The sequence below is a fragment of the Variovorax paradoxus genome (assembly GCF_009498455.1).
Taxonomy (GTDB): domain Bacteria; phylum Pseudomonadota; class Gammaproteobacteria; order Burkholderiales; family Burkholderiaceae_C; genus Variovorax; species Variovorax paradoxus_H.
Genome location: NZ_CP045644.1, coordinates 5,392,327 through 5,409,381, shown reverse-complemented (window position 1 = coordinate 5,409,381; position 17,055 = coordinate 5,392,327). Strand labels below are relative to the sequence as shown.

At 69.3% G+C, this 17,055-nt stretch carries 16 protein-coding genes; 9 read left to right on the top strand and 7 right to left on the bottom strand.

Going from position 1 to position 17,055, the window contains the following annotated elements; all coding sequences use genetic code 11:
• Positions 1-28: 28 nt before the first annotated feature.
• The 4 genes from GFK26_RS24925 to mltG are packed head-to-tail and all read right to left on the bottom strand — an operon-like array spanning position 29 to position 3,139.
• A complete protein-coding gene (locus GFK26_RS24925; RefSeq protein ID WP_153284329.1) occupies positions 29-430 on the bottom strand; it encodes a PilZ domain-containing protein in 402 nt (133 codons plus the stop codon).
• Entirely contained in the window at positions 427-1,449 is a 1,023-nt protein-coding gene (locus GFK26_RS24920) for a DNA polymerase III subunit delta' (protein WP_153284328.1), read from the bottom strand. The genes GFK26_RS24925 and GFK26_RS24920 overlap by 4 nt, the downstream gene beginning before the upstream one ends.
• Positions 1,446-2,117: a dTMP kinase gene (gene tmk / locus GFK26_RS24915; protein ID WP_153284327.1), complete on the bottom strand. Its 672-nt coding sequence runs from the start codon at positions 2,115-2,117 to the stop codon at positions 1,446-1,448. Before tmk ends, GFK26_RS24920 begins: the two co-directional genes overlap by 4 nt.
• Entirely contained in the window at positions 2,114-3,139 is a 1,026-nt protein-coding gene (gene mltG, locus GFK26_RS24910) for an endolytic transglycosylase MltG (protein ID WP_153284326.1), read from the bottom strand. Before mltG ends, tmk begins: the two co-directional genes overlap by 4 nt.
• Before the next feature lie 138 nt (positions 3,140-3,277).
• On the opposite strand from mltG, the gene GFK26_RS24905 reads away from it, so the two are divergent.
• The gene (locus GFK26_RS24905; RefSeq protein ID WP_153284325.1) at positions 3,278-4,204 is read left to right on the top strand and encodes a YgfZ/GcvT domain-containing protein; all 927 of its coding nucleotides are present in this window, start codon (positions 3,278-3,280) and stop codon (positions 4,202-4,204) included.
• A 148-nt stretch (positions 4,205-4,352) separates the two neighbouring features.
• Complete coding sequence (locus GFK26_RS24900; RefSeq protein WP_153286099.1) at positions 4,353-5,267, top strand: hypothetical protein; 915 nt, start codon at positions 4,353-4,355, stop codon at positions 5,265-5,267.
• 9 nt (positions 5,268-5,276) lie between these two features.
• Here GFK26_RS24900 and GFK26_RS24895 read toward each other — a convergent pair whose 3' ends face one another.
• The 3 genes from GFK26_RS24895 to GFK26_RS24885 are packed head-to-tail and all read right to left on the bottom strand — an operon-like array spanning position 5,277 to position 7,998.
• Positions 5,277-6,161: a YbgC/FadM family acyl-CoA thioesterase gene (locus tag GFK26_RS24895; protein ID WP_153284324.1), complete on the bottom strand. Its 885-nt coding sequence runs from the start codon at positions 6,159-6,161 to the stop codon at positions 5,277-5,279.
• Positions 6,158-7,072 carry an alpha/beta hydrolase gene (locus tag GFK26_RS24890; protein WP_153286098.1) on the bottom strand — a complete coding sequence of 305 codons (915 nt, stop codon included), beginning with the start codon at positions 7,070-7,072 and terminating at the stop codon, positions 6,158-6,160. Before GFK26_RS24890 ends, GFK26_RS24895 begins: the two co-directional genes overlap by 4 nt.
• Before the next feature lie 53 nt (positions 7,073-7,125).
• On the bottom strand, positions 7,126-7,998 hold the full coding sequence (locus GFK26_RS24885; protein WP_153284323.1) for a 2-keto-4-pentenoate hydratase: 873 nt from the start codon (positions 7,996-7,998) through the stop codon (positions 7,126-7,128).
• A 63-nt stretch (positions 7,999-8,061) separates the two neighbouring features.
• Between GFK26_RS24885 and GFK26_RS24880 the strand changes: the two genes are divergently transcribed.
• The 7 genes from GFK26_RS24880 to GFK26_RS24850 all read left to right on the top strand — a co-directional run bounded on the left by GFK26_RS24880 (position 8,062) and on the right by GFK26_RS24850 (position 17,051).
• Complete coding sequence (locus GFK26_RS24880; protein WP_153284322.1) at positions 8,062-9,198, top strand: iron-containing alcohol dehydrogenase; 1,137 nt, start codon at positions 8,062-8,064, stop codon at positions 9,196-9,198.
• 174 nt (positions 9,199-9,372) lie between these two features.
• Entirely contained in the window at positions 9,373-11,715 is a 2,343-nt protein-coding gene (locus GFK26_RS24875; RefSeq protein WP_153284321.1) for a type VI secretion system Vgr family protein, read from the top strand.
• A 14-nt stretch (positions 11,716-11,729) separates the two neighbouring features.
• On the top strand, positions 11,730-12,167 hold the full coding sequence (locus GFK26_RS24870; protein ID WP_153284320.1) for a hypothetical protein: 438 nt from the start codon (positions 11,730-11,732) through the stop codon (positions 12,165-12,167).
• A gap of 7 nt (positions 12,168-12,174) precedes the next feature.
• The gene (locus GFK26_RS24865; protein ID WP_153284319.1) at positions 12,175-14,832 is read left to right on the top strand and encodes a DUF2169 family type VI secretion system accessory protein; all 2,658 of its coding nucleotides are present in this window, start codon (positions 12,175-12,177) and stop codon (positions 14,830-14,832) included.
• A complete protein-coding gene (locus GFK26_RS24860; protein WP_153284318.1) occupies positions 14,829-15,953 on the top strand; it encodes a pentapeptide repeat-containing protein in 1,125 nt (374 codons plus the stop codon). The genes GFK26_RS24865 and GFK26_RS24860 overlap by 4 nt, the downstream gene beginning before the upstream one ends.
• Positions 15,954-16,009: 56 nt before the next feature.
• Complete coding sequence (locus GFK26_RS24855) at positions 16,010-16,636, top strand: DUF3540 domain-containing protein (RefSeq protein WP_228121775.1); 627 nt, start codon at positions 16,010-16,012, stop codon at positions 16,634-16,636.
• A gap of 28 nt (positions 16,637-16,664) precedes the next feature.
• Positions 16,665-17,051, top strand: a complete 387-nt coding sequence (locus GFK26_RS24850) for a DUF4150 domain-containing protein (protein WP_056580973.1) — start codon at positions 16,665-16,667, stop codon at positions 17,049-17,051.
• The last annotated feature ends 4 nt before the right edge of the window (positions 17,052-17,055 follow it).

The following is a 17,055-nucleotide window of genomic DNA, read 5'->3' as shown; positions in this document are numbered from 1 at the left end:
GCGCCACGAGGCGCGGCGGAGAAAGAACTCAGATGGTCTGGGTCGCGCGGTCGGAGGCCATGGAGCCACCGAGCGCGGCTTCGATGCGCGCCTTCAGCTGGCGCGACTTCTCGTCTGACGGAAAGCGCACGCCGACGCCCGGCGCCCGGTTGCCGGCGGCACGGGCCGGCGTGATCCAGGCGACCTTGCCGGCGACCGGGTAGCGCTGCGGGTCTTCGGGCAGCGTGAGCAGCACGTAGACGTCGTCGCCGAGCCGGTACTCGCGCGTGGTCGGAATGAAGATGCCGCCTTCGGCAAACAGCGGGATGTAGGCCGCGTAGAGCGCGCCCTTTTCCTTGATGGCGAGCTGGATGACGCTCGGCCGGGCCGGCGTGGCAGACAACGCGGCAGCGGCGGCAGAGGCTGGAACAGGCGCGGCAGGTGGGTTCATGGGCGGCGAGCGGCAGAGTTTAGGGTGCTTCGCGCTTCGCTCACAAGCGCTTCGAGCATGAGGCCGGCGTTGAACGGATGTTCGGCGGTTCGCGCGGCGCTGGCGAGCGATTTCGACCAGCGCGCCAGCGCCAGCTTGTGCGGCACCGGCGGCAGGTCGGCCGCGTCGAAGAAACGGGGTTCGGCGCCGTGGCCCACGGCCATGAGGTCGTGGCAGAGCTTCTGCAGCGCGACGACGGCCTGGGCCGGCGCCTGGTCGGCCAGCGCGCCCACGTCGCCGCGCGACACGGCCTTGGGCAGCAGCGACCACGCCTTGGGCGACTGGCCCGAGCGTGCCAGCCGCAGCGCATCGCTGGGCCGTCCGCCCGCGGCACGCAGCAACTGCGCGGCATCGGCGGGCGGCACGTCTTGTGCCACCAGCCAGGCTTCGGCCTCGGCGGTTTCGGGCCACGGCAGCGTGAAGCCCAGGCAGCGGCTGCGGATGGTCGGCAACAGCTGCCACGCGGCCTCGCTGGCTAGCACGAAGCGCACATCGCCGACGGGCTCCTCGAGCGTCTTGAGCAGCGCATTGGCAGTGATGGTGTTCATGCGCTCGGCCGGATACACCAGCACGACCTTGCCGCGGCCGCGCGCGCTCGTGCGCTGCGCAAAGCCGACCGCGTCGCGCATCGCTTCGACGCGGATCTCGCGGCTGGCCTTGCGCTTCTTGTCGTCGATGTCGGACTGGGCTTTTTCGTCGAGCGGCCAACCGAGTTCGCCCATGGCGACTTCGGGCATCAGCACGCACAAATCGGCGTGGGTGCGAACCTCGATGGCGTGGCAGCTGGGGCAGTGGCCGCAGGCGGCACCGCCCTCCTCCACCGGCCGCTCGCACAGCCAGGCGGCGGCGAGCGCCAGCGCGAGTTCGTACTGGCCGATGCCCGACGGGCCTTGCAGCAGCCAGGCATGGCCGCGCTGGCGCAGCAGTTCGGCGAGCGGCTGGCGCAGCCAGGGCGTCAATGTGTTCACCGGCTCGCTCATCGGGCGGCTCCCTGCACCGGCGACAGCACGCCGCGCGCCACCAGCGCCGTGTCGATCTGCTGCCAGACCTGGTCGCGGGCCTGGCTGGCGTCGATGCGCACGAAGCGCGACGCATCGGCGGCGGCGCGGGCCGCATAGCCCTGCGCCACGCGGCGGAAGAACTCGACCGGCTGGGCCTCGAACTTGTCGGGCACGCGCGCGCCGGCCAGGCGCTGGGCGGCGATTTCGGGGGCGAGGTCGAACCACACGGTCAGTTGCGGCTGCAGCAGTTGCGACGCCGGCACACCGGCCCGGCCCGCCTGCACCCACTGCTCGAGCGTCGAGAGCACGGCGGTGTCGAAGCCGCGTCCCGCGCCCTGGTAGGCGAAGGTGGCGTCGGTGAAGCGATCGCACAGCACGACCTCGCCGCGCGCCAGCGCCGGTTCGATGACCTGCGCGATGTGGTCGCAGCGTGCCGCGAACACCAGCAGCGATTCGGTCAGCGGGTTCATCGGCTGTTCGAGCACCAGCCCGCGCAGCGTTTCGGCCAGCGGCGTGCCGCCGGGTTCGCGCGTGCGCACCACCGTGCGGCCCTGCGCCTGGAAGCGGGCTTCCAGCGCGTCGAGGTGGCTGGACTTGCCCGCGCCGTCGATGCCTTCCAGCGTCAGAAACAGGCCTGAGTCACTCATTGGGTCGCCTTGGGTTGGGAGCTGCTGCCACCGCCACGCTGGTAGCGGTTGACCGCGCGGTTGTGGTCGTCGAGCGAGCTGCTGAACTGGCTCGTGCCATCGCCGCGCGACACGAAGTACAGCGACTTGCTCTGCGCCGGCTGAACCGCCGCCAGCAGCGCAGCCTTGCCGGGCATGGCGATCGGCGTGGGCGGCAGGCCGCCGCGGGTGTAGGTGTTCCAGGGCGTGTCGGTCTGCAGGTCGCGCTTGCGCAGGTTGCCGTCGAAGGTGGCGCCCATGCCGTAGATCACGGTCGGGTCGGTCTGCAGCGGCATGCCGACGCGCAGCCGATTCGTGAAGACAGCGGCAATCTCTGAGCGGTCGTTGGCCTTGCCTGTCTCCTTTTCGACAATGCTGGCCAGAATCAGCGCTTCATCGGCCGATTTAAGCGGCAGATCGGCTGCGCGGGCCGCCCAGGCGGCTTCGAGCTTCTTGTCCATGGCCCGCATGGCGCGCTGCAGCAGCGCGATGTCGGTCGAGCCCTTCGAGTAGGTGTAGGTGTCCGGGAAGAAGCGGCCTTCGGGGTGCACGCCCGGCTTGCCCAGCGCGGCCATCAATGCGTCTTCGGTCATGCCCACGCTTTCGGGCTTGAGCTGCTCGGCCTTGGCGAGCGCGGCGCGCACCTGGCGGATGTTCCAGCCTTCGACCAGCACCACGCTGCGCGTGGCTTCTTCGCCGCGCACCAGGATGTTGAGCAGCAGCTTGGGCGTGACGCCGCGTTCCAGTTCGTAACTGCCGGCGCGCATCTGGCGGTCTTGCCCCGAGATACGGAACCACCAGTACAGCAGTTGGGGCTGCACGTCGGCACCCGCGTCGGCCACGGCCTGGGCGATGCCGCGCGGCGTGGTGCCGGGCTCCACGGACAGGTCGACGCTGGGCGTCGGCAACTTGAGCGGCTGGTGCACCCACCAGAGACCGGCGCCGCCGAGCGCCAGAACGGCCAGGGCCACGAGCAGGAAGAGCGTGAGGAAGAAGCTGCGCACGAATCCGAGGAAAAGGACGGAGAAAGAAAAAGGCCTGAAAGAGAACGCACACAGACCCGCGGGAAAGACCGGCCCCATCGCTGCGACGGGGAATCCCTGCCGCCCCGAAGGAACAGGCACGGCCATGATAATTCAGCGATGACCACAGTCGTTCTCAACGGGGTGAGCACCCTGCCCCACCTCGGCGTGATTCGCGCCGAAGGCCCCGATGCCGCCAGCTTCTTGCACGGCCAGCTCACGCAGGATTTTTCTCTGCTCGGGGCCACCGAGGCCCGCCTGGCGGCGCTTTGCACGGCCAAGGGCCGCGTGATCGCCAGTTTCATCGGCATCCGGCCGCAACCCGAACTCATCCTGCTGGTGTGCAGCCGCGACATCCTCGCGGCCACGCTCAAGCGCCTGTCGATGTACGTGCTGCGCGCCAAGGTCAAGCTCACCGACGCCACCGAGCAGTTCGCGCTGCACGGCCTGGCCGGCACCGCCCTGACCGCCAACGGCCTCGACGCGGCCCTGCCGCCCGGTCGCCGCACGGCCATCGGCGAAGACATCAGCGTGGTGTCGCTCTACCCCGCCGACGGCGTGCCGCGCGCGCTGTGGATCGCCCCAACCGGCCAGAAGGCGCCCGTGGGCCCGACGCTCGACGCCGCCTTGTGGCCGTGGAGCGAGGTGCGCAGCGGCATCGTCACGCTGACCACGCCGGTCATCGAAGCCTTCGTGCCGCAGATGATCAATTACGAGTCGGTGGGGGGCGTGAACTTCAAGAAGGGCTGCTACCCCGGTCAGGAAATCGTGGCGCGCAGCCAGTTCCGCGGCACGCTCAAGCGCCGCACCTACATCGCGCAGACCGACGCACCGCTGGCCGCGGGCCAGGAGGTGTTTGCGGCCAACGACGCCGAACAGCCCGTGGGCACCGTGGCGCAGGCCGCGCCCGCGCCCGACGGCGGCTGGTCGGCGCTCATCTCCATCCAGATCGCCGCGCTCGAGGCCGGCGGCCTGCACGCCGGCACGCCCGACGGGCCGGTGCTGTCGATCGACCCGCTGCCGTACCCGCTGCTCGAAGACGTCTGATTCCCCCTGCGTCCCTGTTTTGTTTCCGGGGGCGCTTGGCGCTGTCTTACTGACAGCGCCATTTTTTTTTGCGCGGCGCTTAACCCCGTTCGCGAGGCCCCGCCGTAGAAGCCTGCATCGATCCACTCCTGGCAAGGAAGCCACCATGATGCAGCGCAGACTTCTTCTTTCCACCGTCCTGGCCCTGACCGCGCTGTCGGCGGGGGCGGAAAGCCCGGTTGTCCGGCCGTACGCGCCGCCACCGGCCAGCCGCATCGGCGGCCTGATGCACATCAGCATCGTCGACCGCACGAACGGCGCCGAGCTGCCGATCTACCGCCACCGCGGCGAGTACTGGGTGGCCGGCCGGCCCGGCGCACGCTATGCGATCCGGGCGCGCAACGCGATGGGCGAACGCGTCATGGCCGTGATGTCGGTGGACGGCGTCAACGTCGTCACCGGCGAAACCGCCGGCATCGGCCAGAACGGCTATGTGTTCGGCCCCCGCGAGCGCAGCGACATCACGGGCTGGCGCAAGAGCGACTCGCAGATCGCGGCCTTCGAGTTCGCCGCCGCAGGCAATTCCTACGCGAGCCGCACGGGCCGCCCCGACGACGTGGGCGTGATCGGCGTCGCGATGTTCCGCGAGCGCCGGCCGGAACCGCCGGTCGTGACGCCTTATCCGTCGCGCGACGAATACAGCAACAGCAACCGCGAGCGGCGCAGCGAGGCGCCGCCGCCACCGTCGTCGATGGGCGATGCACGCGCCAAGGCGGCTCCGCCCGCCGGCAGCGCCGACATGGCCTCGGAGTCGTCGGCCGGCGCCATGGCCCGCCAGTCGGCGCCCAGCCCGAGCCTGGGCACGGCGCACGGACGGCGCGAGACTTCTTACGTCGGCAAGACGACCTTCGAGCGTGCGAGTTCTCAGCCCGACGAGGTGATCCGCATCCGCTACGACAGCCGCGAGAACCTGGTCGCCGCGGGCGTCATTCCGATGCCGCAGCGCTGGCCGCGCCCGTCGGGCCCGTCGCCGTTCCCGGGCTCGGACCCGGGCTACGTGCCGGACCCGCCAGCCCGCTACTGATCGGCTTGCTCAGCGCAGCGCGCGCCGCATCTCGATGTGCGGAATGCCGGCTTCCTCGAAAGGCTGGCCGTGCACCGCGTAGCCGAGCCGCGCATAGAAGCGCTCGGCGCTGCGCTGCGCGTTGAGCGCCACCTCGCGGTCGCCGCGTGCGCGGGCCGCGTCTTCCAGCGCCTGCACCACGGCCGCGCCGTGGCCGCCGCTGCGCAGGCTGCGGTGCACCGCCATGCGGCCGATGTGCGACACACCGTCTTCGGCCGCCAGCAACCGGCCCGTGCCGATGACCTGCCCGATGCGGTTGCGCGCCACCGCATGCAGCACGACGGCGTCGTGCGCGTCCCACTCCAGCTCCTTGGGAATGTTCTGCTCTTCGATGAACACGGCGCGGCGCAGCGCGCTCGCGCCTTCGCCGAGTGCGGCCCAGTCGCCGGTCTCGACGGTGCGCATCGGCTCCCCGGCCTCGAAGGCCGTCAGCGTTTCGCGCAGGGCCACAGGCACCGCCTTCGAGGTCTGCGTCGCCGGGTCTGCAAACACGTAGACGAGCTCGCAGCCGACCAAAAACTGGTCCTGGCGAAACAGCCCGCCCTGGAACACGATCGACGAGTTGCCGATGCGCGCGCACTTCATGCCCACGTCGATCACGTCGTCCATGCGCGCCGAGGCGCGGAAGTCGATGGTCGCCTTGCGCACGTACAGGTCGCCGCCCAGTTCCAGCATGGCCTCTTCATAAGGAAGCGCCATCGCCCGCCAGTAGTCGGCGATGGCGGTGTCGAAGTACATCAGGTAGTGCGCGTTGAAGACGATCTTCTGCATGTCCACCTCGGCCCAGCGCACGCGCAGTCGGTGGAAGAAGCGGAAGTCCGCGCGCACGGGGGTGTCGTTGGTGTGGTCGCTCATGGGGTCAATGCCTCTTTCAGTGCGCGGGCCGCGTCGTTCTGCGCTTGCAGCGCTTCGGGAATCGCCCGGCCCATCTTGATGAATTCGTGGATCACGCCACGGTAGATTTCCAGGTCGACCGCCACGCCCGCGGCGCGCAGCTTGTCGGCGTAGGCGATGCCTTCGTCGACCACCGGGTCAGCCTCGGCCAGCCCGATCCAGGCCGGTGCCACGCCGTCGACGTCGTCGGCCAGCAAGGGCGCAAAACGCCAGTCGTCGCGGTCGGCCGGCGTGTTCACGTACTGGCCGAAGAAGAAGTCGATCATGGCCTTGGTCAGCAGCGGGCCGTCGACGTGGCGTCGGTGCGAGTCGGTGTCCTGGTGCGCGGCCATGCCGGGGTAGATCAGCAGCTGCAGCGCCACCGGCAGGCCTGCATCGCGCGCCAGGATCGCGCACACGGCCGCCAGCGTGCCGCCGGCGCTGTCGCCGCCCACGGCGAGGCGCGTGCCGTCGAGGCCGAGGCTCGCGCCTTGCGTGGCGACGAACTGGAAGGCGTCCCAGGCATCGTTCGATGCGGTCGGAAACTTGTGCGCCGGCGCGAGCCGGTAGTCGACCGACACCACCGCGCAGCCGCTCTTGAGGCTGAGCACGCGGCACAGCGTGTCGTGCGTGCGGATGTTGCCGACCGTGAAGCCGCCGCCGTGAAAGTACACGAGCACCGGCAGCACCTCGGCCGACGGCGCATACAGCCGCGCGGGAATGGCATGGCCGTCGCGCGCGGCGATGTGGAAGTCTTCGATGCGCGCCAGCTCGGGCTTGGGCACTTCGAGCACGCCCGCGCCCTTTTCGTACGAGGCCTTGGCTTCGTCGGGCGTGAGGCGGTCGAGCGGCGGATGGCCCGCGCGCCCCATGCGCTCGACCACGCCGGCCATCTTTGCGGTGAGTGCGGGCTGCGTGAGGCGGTTGTTCGTTGTCGTGGGCGCGTTCACTTGAAAGACACCACCACCGGTTGCATGCGCGGCAGCCCCTCGTAGCTCACCACCACCGTCAGCCCGGCCTTGGGCGGCAGCAGCGGCGAGAACGAGCCCAGGCTGATCAGGTCGCCCGGTTTCAGCGCGATGCCTTCCTTGGCCAGTGCGCCGGCCAGCCACACCACGGCGTTGAGCGGGTGCTCGAGGATGTCCGAGCCCTTGCCGGTGGCCAGCTCCTTGCCCTGCCCGTCCTTCATGACCACGCGCATGTCGCGCAGGCTCTCGAGCATCCAGGACTGGCCGTCAGTGGTCGTCGGCACATCGACCGGCAGGCCGCGCACGCCGAGCCGCGCACCGACGTTGATCGCGGCCACGCCCGGGCCGTTGAGCTTGGACGGCGTCTGCACCGCGAGGTCGGGCAGCTCGATGAAGGGAATCAGCTGGTCGATGTTGGCCAGCACCTCGGCCGGCGTCCTGGCCTTGTGGATGTCGGCGCTCTTCACGCGCACCAGCATGTCGGCCTCGAACAGCGGCCGCGCGCCGAAGGCCGCATCGACCACCGCGCCGCTGTCGAGCAGCATGCGCTGGTAGAGCACGCCCCACACCGGCTGGTCGTAGTTGAAGCGCTTCTGCACCGCGGGGTTGGTAAGGCCGGCCTTGTAGCCGACCACGTCGCCCAGGTTGCGCGCATGCAGCACGTTGAGCTTGGCGCGCGTGCAGGCGGCGTCGGCCTCGTCGAGGTTCTCGATGTCGGCGGCGGGCGTGCGTGCCGCCTGCGCGGCGGCGAAGTCGGCCACCTGGGTGTCGCTGAGGCACGCGGCGTGCGCGGAGGCTGCCAGCAGCACTGTGCCGAGGGCGACAGACGCAAGGGTTTTGTTGGTGGGCAAGAATGTCCCCTCTTGTTAGATTCGAACGGTCAGCAATCGTACTGCCCTCGGGCGTTCACCCTCATGGCCCTCATCCAATACCTCACCCAGATCCAGTTCGAATTCGGCGCCATCAAGCTCCTGTCGAGCGAGTGCGCGCGCGTCGGCATCAACCGCCCCCTGATCGTCACCGACGCCGGCGTGCGCGCGGCCGGCGTGCTGCAGAAGGCGCTCGACGCCATCGCCGATCTCGAGGTCTCGGTGTTCGACCAGACGCCCTCCAACCCGACCGAGGCCGCCGTGCGCGCCGCCGTCGAGCTCTACCGCAGCGGCCGCTGCGACGGCCTCATCGCCGTGGGCGGCGGCTCGGCCATCGACTGCGCCAAGGGCGTGGCCATCGCCGCCACGCACGAAGGCCCGCTCAAGACCTACGCCACCATCGAAGGCGGCTCGCCCAAGATCACCGAGCGCGCGGTGCCGCTCATTGCCGTGCCCACCACCAGCGGCACCGGCAGCGAAGTGGCGCGCGGCGCCATCGTCATCGTCGACGACCACCGCAAGCTGGGCTTCCACAGCTGGTTCCTCATGCCCAAGGCCGCCATCTGCGACCCCGAGCTCACGCTCGGCCTGCCGCCCCGCCTCACGGCCGCGACCGGCATGGACGCCATTGCGCATTGCATGGAAACCTTCATGTCGGCCGCCTTCAACCCACCGGCCGACGGCATCGGCCTCGACGGCCTGGAGCGCGCCTGGGGCCACATCGAACGCGCGACCAAAGACGGCAGCGACCGCGAGGCGCGCCTCAACCTCATGAGCGCGTCGATGCAGGGCGCCATGGCCTTCCAGAAGGGCCTGGGCTGCGTGCACTCGCTGAGCCACAGCCTGGGCGGCGTCGATCCGCGCCTGCACCACGGCACGCTCAACGCCCTCTTCCTGCCCGCGGTGATCCACTTCAACGCCGGCGCCGAGTCGGTGCAGAAAGAACAGCGCCTGCAGCGCATGGCGCAGGCCATGCACCTGGATTCGGCCGGTGACCTCGGCGATGCGATCCGCGACATGAACGCACGCCTGGGCCTGCCCGCCGGCCTGGCCGAAGTGGGCGTGACGCCCGCGATATTCGAACAGATCATCGACGGCGCCATGGCCGACCATTGCCACAAGACCAACCCACGGCTGGCCACGCGCGACGACTACAAGGCCATGCTCGAAGCGTCGATGTAAAACGTTTGAATCACTCCTGCCGCGCAGGCGTGCATTCCCGTTTGTAAAAGGCCGTTTCGACGGCCTTTTGCATGGGCGCGTCATGGACATGACACGCGGCGTTTTCATACTGTCCCAGCCCCATCTGCAGAGGCTTCGCATCCGTGAAAGCCCGAGGGGTCAGGGAAGTGCCGAATGCCGCGTACCGTTCAAGTCCATACCGTCCTGAGCCCCGAGCAGCTCAAGTTCCGCGCAATGCGGGGGCACGAAGGACTCTCGCAACTCTTCGAGTTCGAGGTCGACATGGTCAGCACCAGCTTCAACCTCGATTTGAAGCGCCTGCTCGGCACCTCGCTCACGCTGGCCATTGCCGACGACGGCGCGCCGCGCTACCTCAACGGCACCGTGGTGCGCTTCGAGCTGGTCGGACGCGCCAATGAAACCGGCCGCCACTACATCTACCGCGCGCTCGTGCAGCCGTGGCTCTGGTATCTCACGCGCACCACCGACTGCCGCATCTTCCAGAACCAGAGCGTGCCCGAGGTGCTCGACGCGGTGCTGGGCAAATACGGTTTCGAGTTCGAGAAGCGCCTCACCGGCAACTACCGCCCGTGGGAATACTGCGTGCAGTACCAGGAGAGCGACTTCGCCTTCGTGAGCCGTCTCATGGAGCACGAAGGCATCGCCTACCACTTCGAGCACAGCAACGGCTCGCACCTGCTGGTGCTGGCCGACGACGCGGGCGGCTACGCCAAGCTGCCGGGCCACGCCCGCATTCCGTACCGTCCGCGCGACCGCGTGGTGAATGCGCTGGAACCCTGCATCGACCGCTGGCGCGTGGCCGAGCAGATCACCTCGGGCCGCGTGATGCTCGACGACTTCGACTTCAAGAAGTCGCGCGCCTCGCTGCAAAGCGTGCAGCAAGACCCCAAGGGCCACGAGCACGCGACCTACGAGGTCTATGAATGGCTCGGCGGCTACAGCGAGCACCAGCAAGGCGACGCCTACGCGAAGATCCGCCTGCAGGAGCTGCAGTGCGCGCACGAGCTGGCCTCGGGCCACACCAACGTGGTGGGCATGGCGCCGGGCCACCTGTTCGAGATGACGCACTGCCCGCGCGAGGCCGACAACCGCGAGTACCTCGTCACCGAAACGCGCTACGACCTGCGCGAGCCCGAGTACTCGAGCGGCGGCAGCAGCGAATCGGTGTGCGAGTTCGACTTCACCGTGCTGCCTTCGGGCGTGCCCTACCGCCCCGCGCGGAAGACGCCTCGCCCGCGCACCAACGGCCCGCAGACCGCCACCGTGGTCGGTCCTGAAGAGATCTGGACCGACCGCTTCGGCCGCGTGAAGCTGCAGTTCCGCTGGGACCGCTACGGCAAGTCGGACGAAAACAGCTCGTGCTGGGTGCGCGTGTCGAGCAACTGGGCCGGTGCCAACTACGGCACCATGCACATGCCGCGCGTGGGCCAGGAAGTGATCGTCGATTTCATCGGCGGCCAGCCCGACCGCCCCATCATCACCGGCCGCGTCTACAACAGCGACCAGATGCCGCCGTGGGAACTGCCCGCGAACGCCACGGCCAGCGGCATCCTCACGCGCTCCAGCACCGGCGGTGCGGCCAACCAGGCCAACATGCTGCGCTTCGAAGACCGCGCGGGCGCCGAGCAGATCCTGCTGCACGCCGAGCGCAACCTCGACGTCGAAGTGGAAGCCGACGAAACCCACACCACCGACGGCACGCGCACCACCCTCATCAAGGGCCACGAGTCGGCCACCTACCAGGACGGCGAGACGCGCGACATCACCGCGGGCGCGACGGAGACCATCACCGGCGGCGACACGCGCGACGTGACCGGCGGCTTCAGCGAAACCGTGAGCGGCGGCGTGACGCAGCGCATCACGGGCGGCAAGACGCGCACGCTCAGCGGCGGGCTGAACGACACCATCTCCGGCGGCGTGACGCTCGCGATCAGCGGCGGCTTCAACGGCACCATCGACGGGCAGGAAATCCGCTTCGTGAGCGCGGGCCGCAACGACACCATCAACACGTCGAACACCGTGCTCGTCAACGGTCCGTCGAACACCACGGTGACCGGACCCACCGTGCACACCTCGCCGGACGTGACCTTCAACACCACGAACCACATCCACAACACGACGCAGCACGTGATCAACACCAACGTCTACAACACGACGTCGAACACCTACAAGAACATCACGAACGACTACACGAACAACTCGAAGACCTACATCAACAACTACGCCAAGAGCAACGACTGGCGCTGGTACCGCGCGGGCGGCGTGGGGGCGCGTTTCTCGGCGGTCGGGGTGGCGCTCGACCTGTGGGGACTGCGCCAGCAGAACTACCTCCTCAACTCGCAGTTCTCGGGCATACGGCTCGACGTGGCGGTGTTCCGCTCGCAGAACTCCGCGACCGAGATCGAGGGAAAGTACCTCAAGGTCGCGAACATCGGCATGAAGATCGCGAGCGGCGGCCTGGCCTTCGCCGCCAAGGCGATGACCGTCAAGGTCTGAGCTTCCACCGATCGATGGCCGTCTGGGAGCAAATCCTCTGGAGCGTCTTCGCCGTGATGATGGGCGGGGCGCTGCTGGCCGGCGTCGCGGTGGTCGTCACGGCCACGCGCGAGCAGCGCAAGTACACGCAGGAGCGGCGCATCGGCAAGCGCCTGGGCTTTGCGGGCGTGGCCACGCACGGCGTCGTGGCACAGGTGCGGCGCTCCGAACACCAGCTCACGAGCCCGGGCAGCCATGGCCAGTGCATGGTTGCGCTCGAATTCACGCTGCAGATGCCGCCGACGTCGCCGGTGCCGACCGTGGTGCTGCGCACGCTGGTCGACGAGCTGCTGCTGCCCCGCCTCGCGGTGCCGGGCGCCACGCTGCACCTGGTCCAGGACCCGGCACATCCCGACGTGGTGTCGGTCGACCGGCAGCGCACGCCGCTCGAAATGGCGCCTGCACGGAGCTAGCCGCGCCTTGAAAACCGTCAAGCCGCTGCGGCTGAGCGTCATCACGCGCCCCTTTCTGCGGGGCCGCCAGCAACGCCTGGGCGTCACGCTGATGGGCATGGTGTCGATGGACGCCGCGCCCGTTCTGCTGCCCGAGCCGGAGTTCTGGAAGATCGCCGCCGAAGAGCTCGGCCCCACGGGCGCCATCGACCTGGGCATTCCCAAACCCCACGCCGAATTCCTGGCCACCGGCCACGCCTACACGCACCATCGGGACGACAAGACCGCCTGCGCCGTCGCGATGCGCGTGGGTGAACTCTCTCGCCAACTGCTGGTGTTCGGCGATCGCTTCTGGCTCGATGGCCGCGCCACTGCGCCACGACCCTTCGAGTCGATGCGGCTCGACGCCACACGCGCCTATGGCGGCCCCGGCTTCGCCGAGAACCCGCAGGGCGTCGGCCATGCGCACGAGATCGTCAACGGCCTGCAGGTGCAGCGCCTGGCCAACATCGAAGACCCGAAGCAGCGCATCGACCGGCCCGACCGCGAGATCGAGCCGGCCGGCTTCGGCGCGATCGACCTGACGCGGCCCAGCCGCATGCGCCTGATCGGCCGCCAGTACGACGGCCACTGGCGCGAGCACCTGTTCCCCGGTTTCTCGGAGGACATGGACTGGCGCTTCTTCAACGCCGCGCCGCCGCAGCAGCGCTGGCCCGCGCGCGATCACATCCCCGGTGGCACGCCCTATGAAATCTGGCACATGCACCCGACGCAGCCGGTGCAGCGCGGGCGCCTGCCCGACTGGCGTGCGCGCGCCTTCATCGCGCGACGGAGCGGTCGCGGCCGCGAGCCCGAGCAGTTCGACGAAGTGCCCATGCGCCTGACCACGGCGTGGTTCTTTCCGCACCGCGGACAGGTGGCGCTGATCCACCACGGCGAGATCGACATCGTGGAAGACGACGCCGACGATGTGACGCATGTCATGCCGGCGATTGAAGCCGCAAGCGATGCGCCGCGCCCGCTGGCGCACTACTTCGCCCTCCTCCAGCGCCGCTGCGATCCCGAGACCGGCGCGCTGCATGCGGCCCGCGACGACGAACTGCTGCCCGCACAGGCCATCGGCCCCTGGCTCGACACGCTGGACGACGGCGAGGAATCCGCGCTCGTGCGCAACATGCGCGAACGCGGCGACCGGCTGCGCGCGGACATGATGCAGAAGGCGAGCGAGGCCGGTCACGATCCGCGCCTGCTGCGCGAACGGCCGATGCCCGAACCGTTCCGAAAGATGCCGACGCTCGCCGAGCTGCCCGAGTTCGTCGAGCGCACGCGGCGCTTCACCGAGGACCAACGCAAGGCGCTCGAAGACGGTCGGCGCGAGTTGGAACGTGCGGGGCAACTCAACGCGGCCGAGTCACGCCAGGTCGGTTTCGACTCCGCAGAGTTGGTCTCGCGCATCGACCGCACCACGACCAAGGGCCCGCCCGTCTTCGATGCGCAGACCGTGCTGCAGGGCATGTTCGGCATCGCCGCTGCCACGGGCACGGCCGCGCTGCCGCCCGCGCAGCAGCAGGCCTTCGCAGAGGTGGTCGAGAAAGGCCAGCGTGGGCTGATCGACATGTACCGCATGGGCGCGCAGCACCAGTCGCCGGCCGACGTGCTCGAAGGCGAACGCGCCACCGAGGCACGCCAACGCGTACTGGACGTGATGGCCACCACGCGCGACCTCTCGGAGATGGACCTCACGGGCGCCGACCTGTCGGGCATGGACCTGCGCGGTGCGCGGCTGCACCGCACCTTGCTCGAACACGCGAACCTCGAAGGCGCCCGGCTCGATGGCGCGGATGCCACCGAGACCGTGCTCGTGCGTGCGCGCCTGTCGCGCGCGTCGCTCGCGGGCTGCGTGCTGCACTGTGCGAACCTCAGCCTGGCCCAGTGCATCCACACCGTGTTCGCCGGCGCGCAACTGCACCACACCACGCTCGAGCAGACGCAACTCGACCATTGCGACTTCTCGCAAGCCTCGCTGGAACACCTGGCCGTGCTCGGCCTGCAGGTTTCGCACTGCCGCTTCGACGCCGCACGCTTCTCCTACGTGACCTTCCTCGAGCAGACGCGCCTGCAAGACTGCAGCTTTCGCGGCGCCGTGCTCCACAAGGTCGGGCTGATCGCGTGCATCGCCGAGCGGCTCGACTTCAGTGGCGCCAGGCTCGAAGCCTGCGCCTGGGCCCACACGCCGGGCGACACCGGCATCGCCTTTCGCGGCGCGACCCTGCACACCACCTGCTTCGTCGGCACCAGCAGCCTGCGCACCATGGACTTCGTAGACGCGACGCTGGTGCAATGCGGCCTGCGCGAGATGCCGCTGGACGGCGCGCGCTTCGTGCGCGCCACGCTCGACACCTGCGACCTGTCGGCCTGCAGCCTCACGGGCGCCGACCTCAGCGGTTGCGATGCGCCCGAAAGCCTGTTCATCCGCGCCGACTTCACGCAGGCCTCGCTGCGCGGCGCCAACCTCATGCATGCCAGCCTCCAGAAAGCCCGCCTGGTCCGCACCGACCTGCGCGAGGCCAACCTGTTCCGCGCCGACGTCTCGCAGACCCTGATCGACAGCGTGACCGACACGCACGGCGCGTACCTCGAACAGGCCAAGACCCTCCCGCGCCGCGCCGCGGATTCGGCCCGATGACGCCGGCCGAGCTGGCAGCGAAGATCCGCGGCGGCGAACACATCCAGGACCAGGACTTCCAGGGCATGAACTTCGACGGCATGGACCTGCGTGGCGGCAGCTTCGGCGCCTGCGACTTCCGTCGTGCGAACCTGCATGCGGCGCTGCTGACAGAGTCGGTGTTCGACAGCTGCCGCTTCGACGACGCGGTGCTCGACGCCGCCGACCTGCAGCACGCCGCCTTCAACCGATGCGCCCTGCCCCTCGCGCACTTGCGGTCAGCGGCGATGGCGCACGCGGTCTTCAACGAAGCCGACCTGTGCGGTGCCGACATGGCCGAAGCGCAGGCGGGCCAGGCCACCTTTCACCAGAGCACGCTCGACGGCGCGGGCTTCGAGCGCGCGGACCTCACCAAGTCGGTGTTCGGCGAATGCCGCCTCGACGGCACGCGCTTCGACGCCGTGGCGCTGAACACCACCGTCTTCTACCGCGCGGCGCTGCGCGGCACGCACTTCCGGGGTGCGAGCTTCCACAACGTGATCTTCGGCGAGGCCGACCTCGCGGGGCAGGACTTCTCGACTCAGTCCTTTCATCTCTGCCAGTTCATCGATGCCGACCTGACGGGCTGCAACTTCGCCGGTGCACGGCTGAGCCAGTGCAACTTCAAGGGCGCGAAGCTCGAAGGCGCGGTGCTGTCGGGCGTGCAGGCGCCCCAGTGCCTGTTCCCTGAAGCCGACCTGCGCCGGGCCGATGCGCGCGGCGGGCACTTCGACCAGAGCCTGTGGGTCGGTGCGCGGCTCGACGATGCCGACCTGTCGGACGCGCGGCTCGAACAGTGCGTGTTCCATCGCGCGAGCTGCCGCCGCACCGCGTTCGCCCGCAGCCACCTCGTGTACGCGGACTTTTCGTACGCCGACCTCAGCGAGGCCGACCTGCGCGGCGCCACCTTCCATCGGACCCAGATGCACCGCGCGATCGAGACCGGCGTGCGCTGGAGCGACCGCCTCGGCGTGCTCGACAGCGACCCGGCGCTGTTCGAGGCCGAGCGCTTTTCCGCGGCCCGCGCGAGCCGCCCGCAGCGCGCCGGCCGCGACACCTTCGGGCGGCCGCTGCCGACCGATCCACAGGACACCCCGCCATGAACCACCGCGCCGTTCGCGAACCTGTCTTGCCGCCGTCGACTGCGCCTGAGACTGAGATGCACGCGCTGCTGCGCAAGCCGCTGCCGTCGGTCGCCGCCCCGCCCTGGACCGGCAGTGCGCTCGGCACCGTCGTGCAAACGCTGCCCGACGGCCGCTTCGTTGTCGAGCCGCAGCAAGGCGGCGCGCCCTGGCACTGCCCGCGCGCCGCGAGCTGCCTGCTCCAGCCCAACACGGGCGACGTCGTGCTCGTGGCCGGGCCGCAGCGCGACCAGCTGTTCCTCATCGCCGTCGTCACGCAGGCGGACCCCAGCCAGTCGCAGCTCGTGAGCGACGGCGACCTCACGATCCGCTCGCGCCGCGGTGGCATCGCGCTGCAAGCCTCTGCGTTCGCACTTCAGGCCGACAAGGCCACCGTCGACATCACCGACATGGCCTACCGCGGCGCCGAAGTGCGCGTGACCACACTGGTCGCGCGCTTCGTGGGCCGTACGCTCGAAACCGTGCTCGATCGCCTGAGCCTGCTCACGCGCTCGAGCTTTCGCCTCACCGAAGAGGTCGAGCAGGTGCGCGCGGGCCAGATCGACATGCAGGCTTCGGAAAGCCTGCGCCTGCACGCGAAGAACACCTTCGTGACCAGCCAGGCGCTGGTGAAGGTCGACGCCGAACAGATCCACATGGGTTGATGCAGACAGAGAAAAAGGAGCTTTCGCCATGTTCGCCAACGCACAGATGATGGGAATGGACCTCGCGTTTCCCGATGTCTGCAAGACACCGCCCGCGCTGCCCGTGCCCTACCCCAACATCGCGCTCGGGCCGACGGCCCTGCCCAACGCCTGGAACATCCTGTACGGCGGCACGCCCGTGCACAACATGGCGACCACCACGCCGATCACCAACGGCGACAACGCCGGTGTGCTGATGGGCGTGGTGTCGCAGACCGTGATGGGGCCGTCGCGCCACATCACGGGCGCGTTCACGGTGCTGCTCAAGGGCACGCCCTGCACGCGCATGACCAGCCTGGCGGTGCAGAACCGCTGCAACATCGTGGGCATGCGCATCGTGCCCAGCCAGTTCAAGGTGCTGGTGCTGGCGCCCTGAAGCA